Source organism: Occallatibacter sp. FHG110214_02 (assembly GCF_059115385.1).
This window is the reverse complement of sequence record NZ_JBZYWK010000001.1, coordinates 311978-326853: the sequence shown is the minus strand read 5'-3', so window position 1 is coordinate 326853 and position 14876 is coordinate 311978. Positions and strand designations below refer to the sequence as shown.

The following is a 14876-nucleotide window of genomic DNA, read 5'->3' as shown; positions in this document are numbered from 1 at the left end:
TCACTGCCCCGTAACAATCCCACTCCGAACATCCAACTTCCACCCCCGCGGCTCCGGCAAATGCAACTCCCCATCCCCCATCTCCACCGGCATCCACAAATACCGCGAATCCCAAAGCATCTTAGGCTTCCAGATATCCCCCATAAAAATAACGGAAGTCGCCTTCGTCCCTTCCACCTTCACCAACATCGTCGATTGCGCCTGGTAAGTCTTAGCCTCCGGCGGAGCAATATTCTTAAACTCCGTCCACGGCCCGCTCAATGAAGCCGAAGTCGCAAACACATTCGGATTCGGAGCCCACCCCGACATATGCGAGCCCACCACATAATAAAGTCCCTTATAGTGCACCAGCGCCCCACCTTCCAGCGGCGCCTTCACAAAACTCGTCTGCTCTTTCACATCCATGTAGTCATCCGAAAGCCGCGCAATATAAAACCCGCCCGTAGGCCGCGACTCAAAAATCAAATACGCCGCCCCGTCATCGTCAATAAACTGCCCAATATCGCGGCTCTCCTGCCCCAGCGGCCGAAAACTCTTCACATACTTATAAGGACCATCAATCCTGTCACTCACCGCCACGCCCACGCGAGCCACTTTGTACCGCGCGTCATCCAGGTGAAAGTACAAAACAAACTTCCCCGTCCGCGCATTCGGAAAAACCTTCGGCCTCTCCATCACCCAGTGCTCGCCCAGGTGCTCCGGATCATCCAGCACCATCACCTGCCCGCAAGCCTTCCACTGCGTCAAGTCCTTCGACGAGTAGCACCCCACATACCGCTTCGCCGCATCATTCGTCTGCGTCCGGTCCTCACCAAACCAGTAGTATTTGCCCTTCCACCGAACCACCCCACCGCCATGCGCCTGTATCTGCTGCCCGCGATTATCCAGCCAAACCTCCCCTGGCCGAACCACCTGCGCCCCCGCAGTCATCCCTGCAGCCACCAACAAAACCACCACCGCACACAGCCCAGGCAATCTCTTCACACGCCCCACCCGCGCACAAAATTTTCCCCACAAGGCAAACACCCGAATTGTATTTCCTCCCACCAACCCTCTATCTCACGCCCACGCCCCCACATCCCCGGCCCCCATAAGTAAGGTGGTGTCATCCTGATCGAAGCGCATTGGGCCCCGCAAACGGTTGTATCGTTCGTGGGGTAGGCGGAGCGAAGGATCAGCGGTTGCCTTTTTGACTGCCACACCCCCATCTCGACCCCGACCACCGGGAGGGCCACAAAATCCCCGTGGCGCGCAAAGCGCGCAGCCGCTGCATGCAATGCCAATGCAAAATAAATCCCAAATCTGTGGATAACTTTTGCGCTCATTTAACCCCAAATGTGCATACTTATAAATAGAGCAAGAAAAATCTCACTCCCCGCAAGGCCCTGCCACAAGCAGGGCCTTCGTGTTTTTACGCGAAAGGAACAACCCGATGCCCCATAGCCGCCCTTGCCTCTGCTTCAAACAGGAATCCGTCAACAAGGCCATCTACCGCTGCTGCCAGGCCCGCAACCGGGCCATCGCCGACTGCAAAGGCCTCCAACTCGGCGAACTCCACACCTCCCAGCTCGGCGTCGAAGCCTACCTCGCCGCTTTGCCGGCCATCGCCACCACAGCCGACGTCAAGGACTACGCCGCCTGCCTCCAGCACGCCGTAGCCATCGCCGTCATCCACCCGCAGGACGTTCCCGCTCTCCTGACCACCGCCCGCCTGACCCTAAACGCCATCCGCGCCGAGCAAAAGGCCCTTGAAACCGACACCCGCCTTGCGCAAATCAACGCAAAAATCGAGCTCTCCAAATCCCGCGAACAGCGCCACCAGGACAAGCTCCACCTCAAGGAGCTGATCCTCCCCGCAGCCTGAAAAAAAGGAAAGAATTTTTATTTTTCCGAAAAGTAACCACTTTTCAAAACCCTATATACCAATCAGTAAACACCAAAACAAACACTTAAAACACAAATAATCAACATCTTACCGTCACATCCACCTCAAACACCCCCTCCACCTCACCGACACCCAAAAGCAAAGGGACTGCAGCCCCCCTGCAGTCCCTGTCTTTACTAGTCCCTAAGTCCCTGGTCCCTGGCCCCTGCCTTCTGATCCCACTTCCTCCTCTGCTGCTCCTCCATGTTCTCCCGCATCTTCTTCCCTTCCGCCGGGTCCCTCACTCCACTCGGCCAGATGGAAAACTCCGCCATCGCCAGCCGTTTCGGAGTCCCATTCAGCGACTTCAGCCCATCCTCCAACTCCAGCAGCGCGCCCTTCGGCAGTTCCAGCGGATGCTCATCCGGCTGGTAGATGGTCCCAATCGTGTAATCCAGAAACGGCGTCCGCGTCTGCTCCACATGGCATCCCAGGATGTACGCCACCGGCTTCCCCGCTGTAAACCGAATCAGCCGTTCCGTACTAGCCTGGAACGCCGCAAAGTCCCGGACATAAAGCCGCCCCGGATACAAGCTATCCCCTGTCAGCAGAATCCCGGTCTTCCGGTCATAGAGCGCAATCGCCGCCGCCTCATGCCCCGGAATCGGAATCACATCGATAGGCCGCCCGCCCAGATCCACCAGCCCATGCGCGTCATCCCCATCCGAAATCTGAAAGAACGCCTTCTCCTCCGCCACCTTCGCCGGCACAAACGTCACTGGAATCGCCGGGTCCGTCATCGCCTGGATATCCTTGTCGCCCCACGTATGGTCCGAGTGCGCATGCGAGTGCGTCACCACCAGCGGAATGCTCTTCCGCCCATTCCGCTCCAGCCACAGGTGAATCGTCCGCGTCAGCGTCAGCACAATATTCCCGTTCCGCGACCCCGTATCAAACAACAGCGCCTTATCCTGCCCAAAGATGAGATACACAAACGGCTTCTCATAATCCGTGCATCCCGACTGCCGCAGAATAAAGAACGTCGGGTTGTACTCATGCACCTGCCACTCCGGCATCTCCATGCACTTCGGCCCGCCCGTCATCCACTGCCGCGGCAACGCCCCGCGCTCCAGGTTCCCCCCATCCGGCTCCGCAAACTGCGCCGCCACCGGCACAAAAGCCCACAACAGGAACAACACCACCCCAGCAATCCAACGCCTCATCAAGGTCCTCATTTCATGGGATAAAGATACGAGAAAGCCGCTTCCGCATAGTCACCTGCAGAAGCGGCCTGGACTTGGATGCCAAGTCAACTGCAGCCGCTGGCACCCCAACAACCGGGCTAGGAGCTAATAGCTAAAAGCTGCTTCATGCAATCAGCTCGTGAACCACATTCCCCTGCAAACCCGTAAGCCGATACTCCCGCCCGCCATGCTGATAACTCAACTTCCGATGGTCAATCCCCAACTGCCACAGAATCGTCGCATGAATATCATGCACATGGACCGGATTCTCAACAGCCTTCCACCCAAACTCATCCGTAGCCCCGTAGGTGAACCCCTTCTTAAACCCGCCACCTGCAAGCCACATCGTAAAGCCATGCGGATTGTGGTCACGCCCCTTGTGCGCCTGCCCACCCATAAACCCACTGCCGACTTCCACCACCGGCGAACGCCCAAACTCCGAGCCAGCCACGATGATGGTCTCTTCCAGCAGCCCGCGCGACTTCAAATCTGTAATCAGCGCCGCAAACGGCTGGTCCGAATCGCGCCCCGTCTTCCGGTGCATCTCAATATCAAAGTGGTGGTCCCACGGGTCGCCCTTTGCAGAGTAGACCTGCACCATCCGCACACCACGCTCAATCAACCGTGCCGCCGTCAAACATCCCCGCGCCGTCGAGCCCTCGCCATAAAGCCTCAGCGTAGCTTCCGGCTCCCCACGCACATCCAAAACATCCGGCTCCTCCGTCTGCATCCGGTATACCCTCTCCATCTCCCCAATCGCCGCCTCCAATGGAGCGTCGTGCTCCGCACCGGAAAGAGCAGCACCCGACCACAACGGCGAACCAACCGTAGTCGTCGCCTCTGGACATAGCACCACAAACCCCGGCAGGTTCTCGTTCAGCATGCCCAGCCCATACGTGATCCACGAACCAATCGAAGGCCGCCTGGCAAACGTCGCGCCGGTATTCATCATCTCCAGCGCAGCCTCATGATTCGAGCTCTCCGTATAAACCGACTTCACCACGCACATATCATCCGCGCACTCACCCAGGCGCGGAAAAATCTCCGAAATCTCAATCCCACTCTGCCCATATTTCTTGAATGGGAACGGCGACTTCATAAGGTTCCCCGAAGCATGCGCACCACCCGGCATCAACTGCCCGTGATACTTCTCCAGCGCAGGCTTGTAGTCAAAGCTATCAACCTGTGACAACCCACCATTCATGAAGAGAAAGATAACGTGCTTCGCCTTCGGCTTATCCGTGTGCATCCACGCAGGCCGCGTTCCACCAACCACATCCGCGGCACGAGCCAACGACTGCCCCACCATGCTGGCCAAACTCAGGTAGCCAAATCCGCACCCCATCGTGCGAAGCACATCTCGACGCGTCATGGGGCACATCATCGTGCGTCCCACAGGCAGGTGAATCATTCTCGCAACTCCCCAGCAGCAGGCAGCACACAACCCACTCGTCACCTATCCTATCAACTCATAAATTGAGACTCATTGGAGCGGACGAGCGCACCTGCACCGTCGGCAATTCCTACCGATTCATCGACGAAGCCGAAAAAGCAACCTGCTTCACATACTCATGCAGTTCCTTGAACTGCTCGCTCTGGCTGCGCTCATGGAACGGTAAATCGGAGGCGGGAATCTCCATATCAAGCAGCACATTGCTCTTCTCCGGCTGCCCGTCGTGATGGCGACCCATCAGAATCAGCCGTGTCCCAAGCAGAAGTGCTTCGGAGGTATTGTGCGTAACAAAAACGACCGTAGGCCGCGACTCCGCCCATATCAAGTGCAACTGCTCCTGCAAACTTGAGCGCGTGGAAGGGTCCAGCGCGCTGAACGCCTCATCCATCAGCAGCACCGGAGGCCGCATCAACAACGCCTGCGCAATCGCCACGCGCTGTTGCATTCCGCCAGAGAGCTGATGCGGATATTTCGTCATATCCTGCTCGCGTAATCCCATGCGAGTGAGATAGCGAACTGCTTCTGCTTTCAGCTCGCTGCGAAAGCTCCAGAAAGACGGACTCAGGCGGCCCAGCAAACCTGCCTTCGCATTCTCCGGCCCATACATCACGTTGCCAAGAACCGTGCGGTCCGGAAAGAGCGAGTATTTCTGCGGCACGTAACCACATCGTGCATCAATACGAGAAACATCCTTGCCATCGACGCAAACCGTACCCGTTGTTGGAAACTCCTGGCCAAGCACAAGACGCAGCAGCGTACTCTTGCCGCATCCAGTTTCACCTAGCAGAACTACAAATTCACCAGCAGCAATCTCCACATTGATGCCGGAAAGCACCGTCTTGACGCCATCCCTGCCTGCTGGATACGCAACACCGACATCGCGCAGCGCAATCTCCACTGGCCGCGACTGAGCATTGGGTGCTCCCACAAAAGCGGAATCGACTTTTAGAGCGGCTGATACCACGGGTGCAATCTCCGGTTAGCAAAACGCAAAACAGCATCGGCAAGAAAGAGCAGCAGCGCCACCCACAACAGGTACGGCAAAATAATGTCCATGCCCATGTGGCGGCGCATCAGCGCAATTCGATAAGCCAGCCCATCGGTTGCAGCAATCATCTCGCCTGCAAACAGAAAAAGCGCAAGCGGTTTCAGGTTCAGCCGAACGCTGTTAATGATTTGCGGCAGCACTTGCTTGAGAACAATGCGATAAGCAACATCCAGGTTCGACGACTTGAGTGTGAACGCCTTCACCACCTGCTCACGCGGCACGCCCTTGGCAATGTTGTACGTATCCAGAATCAGCGTAGGCGCAACGCCAATCACCATCAGCATGATTTTCGACCACTCTTCAATGCCGAAGATGATGAACAGAATCGGCAACAGCGACAGCGCAACAATCTTGTCGAAAAAGAGAACAAAACGCAGACACAGCGCACCAAAATAAGGAAAAACCGCCATGTGCAAGCCCAGCAGAATTGCGGGAACAAGCAAGACCAGCGCAATCAGAAAACGCTTGCCGCTTGAGACGGTATCCTTCCACAACATGCTGTGACTAACGCGCTCAAAGAGCGGCGCCGAAGCATCAACTGGATCGTCTTCTTCTGGAGCTTCAAGCGCAGCGGATTTGATTCCATCCACTAACTGCTGCGCGGAAGGCGCCACGCGATCTTCTGGATTCTCTTTGTGCCTTGCAATTGAGAATTGTGCATAAAGCACAATTCCAACCAGAAACAGAATCCAGCTCATCGACTGCGTCCACAGCCGTGAAGGGCGCACCTGCACCCCTACTAAATCCGCGGGATGAAATCCAGCCTGCATAGCCTTAAAGCTTTCCCTGCGCTGCCAGCTTCATATACGTAGCATCCATACGGAGACGGATGCGGTCTTTCTTTCCTTGCACGCTTCCATCGGGATAGAGGATCGCCACGTCATCCACTGACTTAATGTTCTGCCCCAAAAGCTGATGACGGAAACAAAACTGGCGCACCAGGTCCATCTTCTGTTTAAGCGCAGCGTCTGTTGCAAACTGCGCGGCGGACTGCGACGTGGAGAACAGATGCGTCGTTTTCAACTGCTCCTTGTACGAAGCCACGGAATCATTAGAAGCCGCTGCGCTTCCGCTGATGGCTTTCGCAGAGTCCGGCCCAGAACCCGTCAACTGCGCCATGGTCTCGTACCACGCACCAGTAATGGCCTTGGCAAAGCGCTGACCGGAGCCGTCAGAACGATTCAGAATCTCGCTGCGCACCACGAGCAGGTCGAGAATTTCACCTGGAATCTTGGACGAATCAAAGAGAGGCTTTACGCCTGAATCCTGAGAAAGTATTTCCGATACCAGCGGCTTCCACGTAACAGCAACCTGATTGCCCTTGTTGCCAAGGAACGCACCAACAATGTCGGAGTCGCTTGTATTCATCAGGCGAAGCTTGCTTAACTGACTTTCCTGGCCATTCATCACCATGGCCCGTTCCAGCAGATATTCGGAAACTGTCTTTTGCACCAGCAGAATGGACTTGCCGGGAAGTTGCGCCAGCGACAGATCGTTGCGCGCAAGAACTGCATCATTACCGTTTGAGTAATCGCCGATGATGAGCGCGGTGGAATCCACGCCTGCGGCCGCCGGCATATCCAACGCTTCCATATTGGTCATCGTGCAGGCGTCAATATTCTTGGCGACAAAGGCATCGAGCGAAGCGGCGTAATCAAAGCGTTGCACCTTGATGACAATGCCGTATTTGTCCGCCCACTTTTTCAAGATGCCGGAACGGGCCATGTAGAAATACGGATTCCAGCCGGCATAGACGGACCATCCCACGGTAAATGTGGGCGGGGCGGCGTGAGCCTCAGGCGCACAAAGTGCCAGCGAGAAAATAATCGCAGCCAGGATGCCGCGAAAGAGAGACCGATTGCCTGAAAGAATCCGGTACAAAATCCTTCCACCTTTATCGCTTTAGAAATGCTGTCGTTTAGAAATCTGGCGTGAGCAGATACAGGCCAAAGCTCAGGAGCTGTATCCCAAATTTACCCCACCGCCAAGGTGGTCACCGACTCCATACAGCTTATTTATGCAATGGATAAGACAATACTGTCATATCCATAAATACCGCATAAACATTGGAAATTTTCGTTCTTTCGCCATGTTTCCAGCACGGTAATGACTACCCTACCGCGCAGCCTTCGCCGTGCGAGTTGGCGGGTATGCCTGCCACTCTCCACTCGTGGCAATTTCCAGAAACGCTTGCGCTGCATGAGTCAGCGTCCGGTCTTTGCGGAATATCAGTGCCAGCTCCCGATTCAGGCGCATTCCGTCCACACGCACAACCTTGAGCAGCCCGGCATTCACATCATTGAGCACGTTAGCGCGCGGCAAAAAGCCCATGCCGAGCCCTGCGGAGATTAGCCGCTTGAGCAGTTCGCTCGAATCTACTTCCATGGCGATCCTGGGTTGAGCGTCAAACGCGTCAAAAAAGTTGTTGATGAGCGTGCGCTGGCGGCCCTGCTTTAGCAACAGCATGGGAAATTGCAACATCTCATCCACCTTAATGCTGGGACGCGAGGCCAGCGGATGCGTCGGCGCAACGGCCAGTATGATTTCATCGCGGTGAATCACCTGGACGACAAGGCGCGGATCTTTCACAGGCATAGACGCTATGGCAAAATCAACCTCGCGATTCAGGACCATCTCAATAGAGCGAAGATGTTCGGCACGCACAATGTTGAGATTCACGCGCGTGTAGTGCTTCTTATACTCCGCAAATACAGGCGGCAGCACGTATAAGCTTGTAGCCTCACTGGCGCTTACAGCAACCTCTCCACGCGCGGAACGATAAAGTTCGTTAACCGCCATGACAATGTGCCCTTGGCACTGTAGACAATGTTCCGCAAAAGGTTCAAAAAGACGCCCGGCAGCCGTGAAGGTTACCTTGCCGCCGTCGCGGTCAAAGAGTCTTGCACCGACCTCTTTTTCGAGCGAACGAATCTGCGCCGAAATTGCCGGTTGCGTCACGCCAAGCTTTTCCGCCGCGCGAGAAAAGCTTTTTAGCCTGCATACATGCAAAAAGGTCTTTAGCTGTTCAAAGTCCATAACTCACATCCCGTGTAATCACATTGAAACCTAGTACAAAGAAACGAGTGCCACACAAAAAAGAATTGAGCGCTACAGAAAAAACTGCAGAGAGCCGAGGAGTCTGATGGCAGTCCTCGATATTCCCTCACGCTAACTTTTCTGTGCTACAAACTTCTTCCACCCTCCAAGGTGCGTAATTTCCTGCGCATTTTCTAGCCCTGCAGGTTCACACAAAAATCCCTTTACAAGTGCGCCATCAGCAAGCCGCACTGTGCCTAATCCGAGCGGCGGTGGAATCAAGTTGAGAAAACTTCCAACCGTTTCTATTGGCATAGCCCAAACTTCAACTTCAATCCCTTCACCACCCAAACCCGGCGTATATACCAGTCCAGGCTTGGGTGGCGTAGTGTTTGCAAGCGCATAGAGCCGATAATCTCCGTGCGTGCGCGTCGCTTGTACCAGGCGAGCTTTGCGCTCCGTCAGCTGCCAGTTCAACGGCTGGCCTGTAAGATGGGCACCGACAACTGTCATATACATACATCCGGCAGGAGCTGTATCTGTCAGAATGCGCGGTGTGGATGCCAGCTCTCGCGAGGAATTACCGAGTGTCCTTGAAAATACGCGATGCATGCGGTCAGCTATATACAGGAGCCCTTCATCGGTAAACGCCTGTCCAATAATAGTTACACCAAAAGGCAGTCCATCCGGCTTGAATCCAGCCGGCACGGCCACGGCGGCCAAGTCCAGTAGATTGACGAAATTGGTGTAGTAGCCAAGATTTGTATTCAGTTCAACAGGTGAGGCCTTCACTTGCTCGATGGTGTAGTGCGTGGGCGTAGTGGGGAGCAGAAGGAAGTCTACCCCTTCCCAAACTGAGGCTGTCTCACGGCGCAAATCTTCGAGAGCGTAGAAGGCCTCGAAGGCATCTACTGCGGAGTATTTCGTTGCACCGCGAATGATACCGCCAACAGTTGGGTCTACAGTCTCAGGATCATTGGCGAGAAAGTCCTTGATGGCAGCAAGCCGTTCGGCAACCCATGGGCCTTTGTAAAGCAGGTTAGCGGCTTTGTGGAAAGGGTCATAGTCGAACGGGACTGCGGTTCCCCCAAGTTTCGCGAGAGCATCCACAGCGGCCTGATACTGCGCGGCGGACGCTGTATCGCCAAAGAACTCCCTGCTTTCCTCCGCGAGCACGCCGAAGCGGAAGTCTGCGCTAGCGCTCCATGGAGATGCGCCTTCTCCTGGGCGAGGTTCGCGTGAATAGGCATCCGTCTCATCTCGTCCGCGTATCACGGCAAAAACCTGCGCTGCATCTGCGCATGTCTCTGCGAAAACGGTGGCGCAATCAAGCGTTCTGCAGGCGGGCAGAAGCCCAGCGGTGCTGAGCCATCCACGCGTGGGCTTCAGTCCGACGAGATTGTTGAACGCTGCTGGCACGCGGCCGGAACCTGCTGTATCGGTACCGAGCGAAAAACTTACCAGCCCCTGCGCTACAGCAACTGCAGAGCCCGAGCTCGACCCACCAGAAATATAGTTATCGTTGAATGCGCTTGAGCAAATGCCGTATGGCGTGCGCGTACCGACAAGTCCAGTGGCAAACTGGTCCATGTTGGTCTTGCCGATGAGAATTGCGCCTGCATCGAGCAGCTTCTGCACAATTGTTGCGGTCTTTTCCGGCACATGAGCAAACGACGGACAGGCTGCCGTTGTCTTCATGCCTGCAACATCAAAGTTGTCTTTCACGGCAAAGGGGATTCCGTAAAGCGGAAGCTTGTGAGCATTCTCATCCGCATCTAAAGCATGGGCACGAGCTAGATTTTGCTCACGAGAGACAAGCGAGATCCAGACGGGACGCTCGCCTACGCATTCAATTTCGTCGTAGATGCGCGTAATCTCCGCGCTCGGCGTCAGTGATCCAGCGCGGTATGCGTTTTTGAGCGAGTGAATGTCCATCCCGTCCTCGTTTTCCTTTGATCTTCGGCGTCAACAAGACGCGCATACAATCGCCAACTGCTGTCCGGCACTTACCATCTGGCCTGGCTGGCATAGTATTTCTTTCACCACACCATCAACCGGAGCTGTAATTTCCATTTCAATCTTCATCGCATCCAGAACAACCAGCCTCTGCCCTGCGGCTACGCGCTGCCCAGGCTCTGCCGCTATCTGGAAGACACTTGCTGTCATCGGAGCATGTGCAGCTTCGCAGCCTTCGGGAACAACAGACTCATCGGTGCTCGATTCCGGCATTTCAACAAGCGCCGAGCCGTAATCCAACTGGCCGTTAATACGCCAGCGCTCACGCTCTTCATTGAAGGAAGCAGTCTGGCGTTCCTTGAAGGCTGCAATGCCTGCATGATTTGCATTCAAGAAGGTTTCGTATTCCGAAAGGCTGAATTTCGCCTCTTCAATACGTGGATTAAAGCTGCCATTGAGAATATCCCGGCGCAACTCCTGCAGCTCTTCTGTTGTGACCGGATAAAAGCGTATCTGGTCAAAAAAGCGCAGTGACCATGGCGTGCCATCCACAAAGGTTGGTGTTACACGATGCGTATTCCATACCTGTACGGTGCGGCCCACGAGTTGATAACCGCCGGGGCCTTCCATGCCATAGATACACATATACGCCCCGCCAATGCCGACGGCATTTTCCGGCGTCCATGTGCGTGCGGGATTGTACTTGGTAGTGACGAGACGATGCCGTGGATCTGTTGGTGTAGCGACCGGAGCGCCCAAATAAACATCCCCAAGCCCCAGCACAAGGTAGCTGGCTTCGTGCACAATACGGTGAACATCATCGATGTTGTCGAGGCCATTGATACGGCGGATAAATTCGATGTTATCTGGCAGCCACGGCGCGTCGGGACGTACAGCCTGCCCATATTTTGCCTGTGCCAGCCGTGTTGCAGGATCGTCCCACGAAAGGGGCAGATGTACGATGCGCGAGGGAACGGCAATCTGCGGGCGTTCTGGAAGCGCTGCATTGAACGACTCAATCGCGGCTAACAGCTCCTCGCGCCGCAGCTTGCGGCTGTCGTAGTGAATCTGCAGGCTACGCACTCCAGGGGTAATGTCGATAATCCCTTTGAGATTTGCTGCGCGCAGCTTTTCTTCCAGTAAATGCACGCGAAAACGCAACCCTAAATCCAAAGCTCGCGGTCCGTACTCAATAAGCAGGTATTTGTCGCCATCCGCGCGGCAGACCATCGCGGGTTGAGGCGTCTCTATTATGCGCAGTACCTCCGGCTCATTTATAGAAGCTTGCGGAAGCGACGGAGGCGCACCCTCAAGTGTTGCTACAAATTGTTCGAGATCGGCTTCCAACTTTTCCGCTTGCGCCAGCGTAATACGGCGAAAACGTACCGTGTCGCCGGCTTTCAACTGGCCCATCTTCCAGCGCTCCGCTTCCACAATAATGGCTGGGCAGACGAATCCACCGAGGCTTGGGCCGTCAGGCCCGAGAAGAATCGGCATATCGCCTGTAAAGTCGATAGAGCCTACTGCGTATGCATTGTCGTGAATGTTGGAAGGGTGTAGACCGGCCTCGCCGCCATCCTTACGCGCCCATTCCGGCTTTGGTCCAATCAAGCGAACGCCCGTACGGTCCGACTGATAATGAACCTTCCAATCGGTGGCAAAGAGCGTCTCGATATCGCGAGACGTAAAGAACTCCGGTGCATCGTGGGGGCCGTAGAGAACACCCAACTCCCAGGCGTGCGTGTAAACGGGGCGCTGTGCGGGCGCAAGTTGCAACAACTCTCCCGCTATTTTCTGCTGCGGAAGGAAATGGACGACATCGCCTGCACGCAGCGCGCGTCCAGCGTGACCGCCAAAGCCCCCCAGCATGAAGGTTCCACGACTGCCAAGAAAACTCGGCGCATCAATGCCGCCTGCAATTGCGAGATACGCACGCGCCCCTTCTGCCTTAGCTGCACCAAGACGCAGCACAGCTCCTGCTTTTACTTCAAAGGCACGCCATAAAGGAGCGGTTGCACCATCCAGAGATGCTCCCATCTCTGCACCAGTGATGGCAACGATGGCATCGGCATCAAAGCGCAGGCGTGCTCCCATCGTCGTCATTTCCAACGCAGCGGCATCTTCACTGTTTCCAACCAAGCGGTTTGCTAGACGAAATGCCAGAGCGTCCATGGGCCCGGAGGGCGGAACCCCCACATGCCAGTATCCAAGGCGTCCGGGACAATCCTGCACTGTTGTCTGCATACCGCCATCGAGCACTTCAAAGGCAGTTCGCATTACATTGAAGCCGCCGAGAAATGCTGTCGTCATAGCTCCAGAGGTGAATGTCTCCGATGCAGCAACTGCGCCCAAGTAGCGGAGATTTGTCTCCGTGCCATACAGTGAGGTTGCGGCGAGTGCACCCTGCAGCTTGCGCACAGCATCGGCGCGGTCCTTGCCGGTGACGATGATTTTCGCGATCATTGGGTCGTAAAGTGGCGTAACCTCCGTGCCATTTTCTACCCATGTCTCTATGCGTACATCTGCAGGGAAACTTACTTTTGAAAGCTTGCCTGGTGCCGGTTGGAAGTTCTTCACAGGATCTTCCGCATAAATACGCGCCTCAATAGAGCAGCCGCTCGGTTCCATTACAAGCGAATTGAGAGCAGGCAGTTCTCCGGCAGTCTCGCAAACCATCATCTCTACAAGATCGAGGCCCGTAACTTGCTCTGTAACCCCATGTTCCACTTGTAAGCGCGTGTTGACTTCGAGGAAGTAATACGCTTCAGTATCCGCGTCAAAAAGGAACTCAACCGTACCGGCATTTGCGTACTTCACTGCTTTGCCCAGCAGAATGGCTGAATTGCGAATTGCATCTGCAATTCTGGAATCGAGACCCGGAACCGGCGTCTCCTCAATCACCTTCTGATTACGGCGCTGCGCGGAACAATCGCGAAGGCCCAGCGCGAGCACGTTGCCTTTGCCATCGCCAAAGATTTGTACTTCTATGTGCTTGGCGCGCGCAACGAATTTTTCGAGGAAGACGCTGCCGTCACGGAAGCTGTTCTGGCTGAGGCGGACAACACTCTCATACGCGTCACGCAATTGCCCAGCATTGTGACAGACACGCATGCCAATGCCACCTCCGCCTGCGGAGCTTTTCAGCATGACGGGATAACTTAGCTTTTCTGCTTGTGCCAGCGCTTCGTCAAGACCGCTGAGCACGCCCGTTCCCGGCAACAATGGTACACCGCACTGCTCGGCAATGGCACGCGCTGTGTGCTTCAAGGCAAAGGCTTCAATCTGCTCTACACGCGGGCCGATGAAGGCAATTCCACGCGCTGCACAGGCTCGCGCGAACTCAATGTTCTCGCTCAAGAATCCATAGCCGGGATGAACAGCCTGCGCACCGGTCTGCTCCGCTGCAGCAAGAATCTTTTCCACGGCGAGATAACTCTGGCTTGGCGCACCAGGACCTACGAGTACGGCTTCATCTGCGTCAAGGACATGACGCGAATCTCTATCTGCCTCAGAGTAAACTGCAACGGATGTGATTCCCATCCGCTTGAGCGTACGAATAATGCGGCATGCAATGGCACCGCGATTTGCTACCAGAACCTTACTGAACCTACTCACTAACAGCGTCCTCCCAGATGAGGACCTGCACAGGGGTCGGATTGTAGGCATTGCATGGGTTATTCAATTGCGGACAGTTGGAGACAAGAATCAGCACATCCATTTCCGCACGTAACTCAACGTACTTCCCTGCTTCAGAAACACCATCTTCAAACGTCAAACCGCCATTCGGCGTTACTGGAACATTCATGAAAAAGTTGATGTTGCTGGTAATGTCTTTCTTCTCCATACCGAGCTTCCAGTGCTGAATGCCCTTCATGAAGCTCTGACGGCAGGCGTGCATCAGTTTTTTCTCGATGGCGTAGCGAACCTGATTGGACTCCTGTGCGCAGGCTCCGCCAAAAGTGTCGTGGCGTCCGCATGTGTCAGCGGTAATCGTCAGCATCACGCGGCCTTCGGTTGAAATCAACTTTGTGCCCGCCGTGAGATAGAGGCTTGCCTGCTCGCGCACGGTGTCCTGTGCGCTGTAGCGATCTGAATAATCATGCGCGTTATAAAAGAGCGTATCGACTGCCTGATTGCCTTCGAGATCAACGATCCGGACCGTCTGTCCCTTCAAAATCTCGTGGATGAACGCATCGCCCGCCTCCACTACAAAGCTTTTGATGGCCGTACGGGGCTCAAGCGGGCTCACTTGCAAATTCAGTGTTGCCATTTTTC

11 protein-coding genes are annotated in these 14876 nt (G+C 55.3%); 1 reads left to right on the top strand and 10 read right to left on the bottom strand.

From position 1 onward, the window contains the following. A complete protein-coding gene (locus AC5S3R_RS01365; protein ID WP_494264812.1) occupies positions 1-984 on the bottom strand; it encodes a family 43 glycosylhydrolase in 984 nt (327 codons plus the stop codon). Between the two features lie 448 nt (positions 985-1432). On the opposite strand from AC5S3R_RS01365, the gene AC5S3R_RS01360 reads away from it, so the two are divergent. Next, entirely contained in the window at positions 1433-1864 is a 432-nt protein-coding gene (locus AC5S3R_RS01360; protein WP_494264811.1) for a hypothetical protein, read from the top strand. Between the two features lie 197 nt (positions 1865-2061). Here AC5S3R_RS01360 and AC5S3R_RS01355 read toward each other — a convergent pair whose 3' ends face one another. The 9 genes from AC5S3R_RS01355 to AC5S3R_RS01315 all read right to left on the bottom strand — a co-directional run bounded on the left by AC5S3R_RS01355 (position 2062) and on the right by AC5S3R_RS01315 (position 14871). Continuing rightward, positions 2062-3087: an MBL fold metallo-hydrolase gene (locus AC5S3R_RS01355; RefSeq protein WP_494264810.1), complete on the bottom strand. Its 1026-nt coding sequence runs from the start codon at positions 3085-3087 to the stop codon at positions 2062-2064. A gap of 145 nt (positions 3088-3232) precedes the next feature. Next, the gene (locus tag AC5S3R_RS01350; RefSeq protein ID WP_494264809.1) at positions 3233-4519 is read right to left on the bottom strand and encodes a DUF1501 domain-containing protein; all 1287 of its coding nucleotides are present in this window, start codon (positions 4517-4519) and stop codon (positions 3233-3235) included. A gap of 112 nt (positions 4520-4631) precedes the next feature. After that, positions 4632-5525 (bottom strand): ABC transporter ATP-binding protein, encoded by an 894-nt coding sequence (locus AC5S3R_RS01345; protein ID WP_494264808.1) that lies wholly within the window; start codon positions 5523-5525, stop codon positions 4632-4634. Beyond that, positions 5507-6379, bottom strand: a complete 873-nt coding sequence (locus tag AC5S3R_RS01340; protein WP_494264807.1) for an ABC transporter permease — start codon at positions 6377-6379, stop codon at positions 5507-5509. The genes AC5S3R_RS01345 and AC5S3R_RS01340 overlap by 19 nt, the downstream gene beginning before the upstream one ends. A gap of 4 nt (positions 6380-6383) precedes the next feature. Next, positions 6384-7490, bottom strand: a complete 1107-nt coding sequence (locus AC5S3R_RS01335; RefSeq protein WP_494264806.1) for a putative urea ABC transporter substrate-binding protein — start codon at positions 7488-7490, stop codon at positions 6384-6386. Positions 7491-7724: 234 nt separating this feature from the next. Beyond that, on the bottom strand, positions 7725-8645 hold the full coding sequence (locus tag AC5S3R_RS01330; RefSeq protein WP_494264805.1) for a LysR family transcriptional regulator: 921 nt from the start codon (positions 8643-8645) through the stop codon (positions 7725-7727). A 132-nt stretch (positions 8646-8777) separates the two neighbouring features. Continuing rightward, complete coding sequence (atzF, locus tag AC5S3R_RS01325; protein ID WP_494264804.1) at positions 8778-10580, bottom strand: allophanate hydrolase; 1803 nt, start codon at positions 10578-10580, stop codon at positions 8778-8780. Between the two features lie 30 nt (positions 10581-10610). Continuing rightward, positions 10611-14216: an urea carboxylase gene (gene uca, locus AC5S3R_RS01320; protein WP_494264803.1), complete on the bottom strand. Its 3606-nt coding sequence runs from the start codon at positions 14214-14216 to the stop codon at positions 10611-10613. After that, positions 14209-14871 (bottom strand): urea amidolyase associated protein UAAP2, encoded by a 663-nt coding sequence (locus AC5S3R_RS01315; protein ID WP_494264802.1) that lies wholly within the window; start codon positions 14869-14871, stop codon positions 14209-14211. The genes uca and AC5S3R_RS01315 overlap by 8 nt, the downstream gene beginning before the upstream one ends. Positions 14872-14876 lie beyond the last annotated feature (5 nt).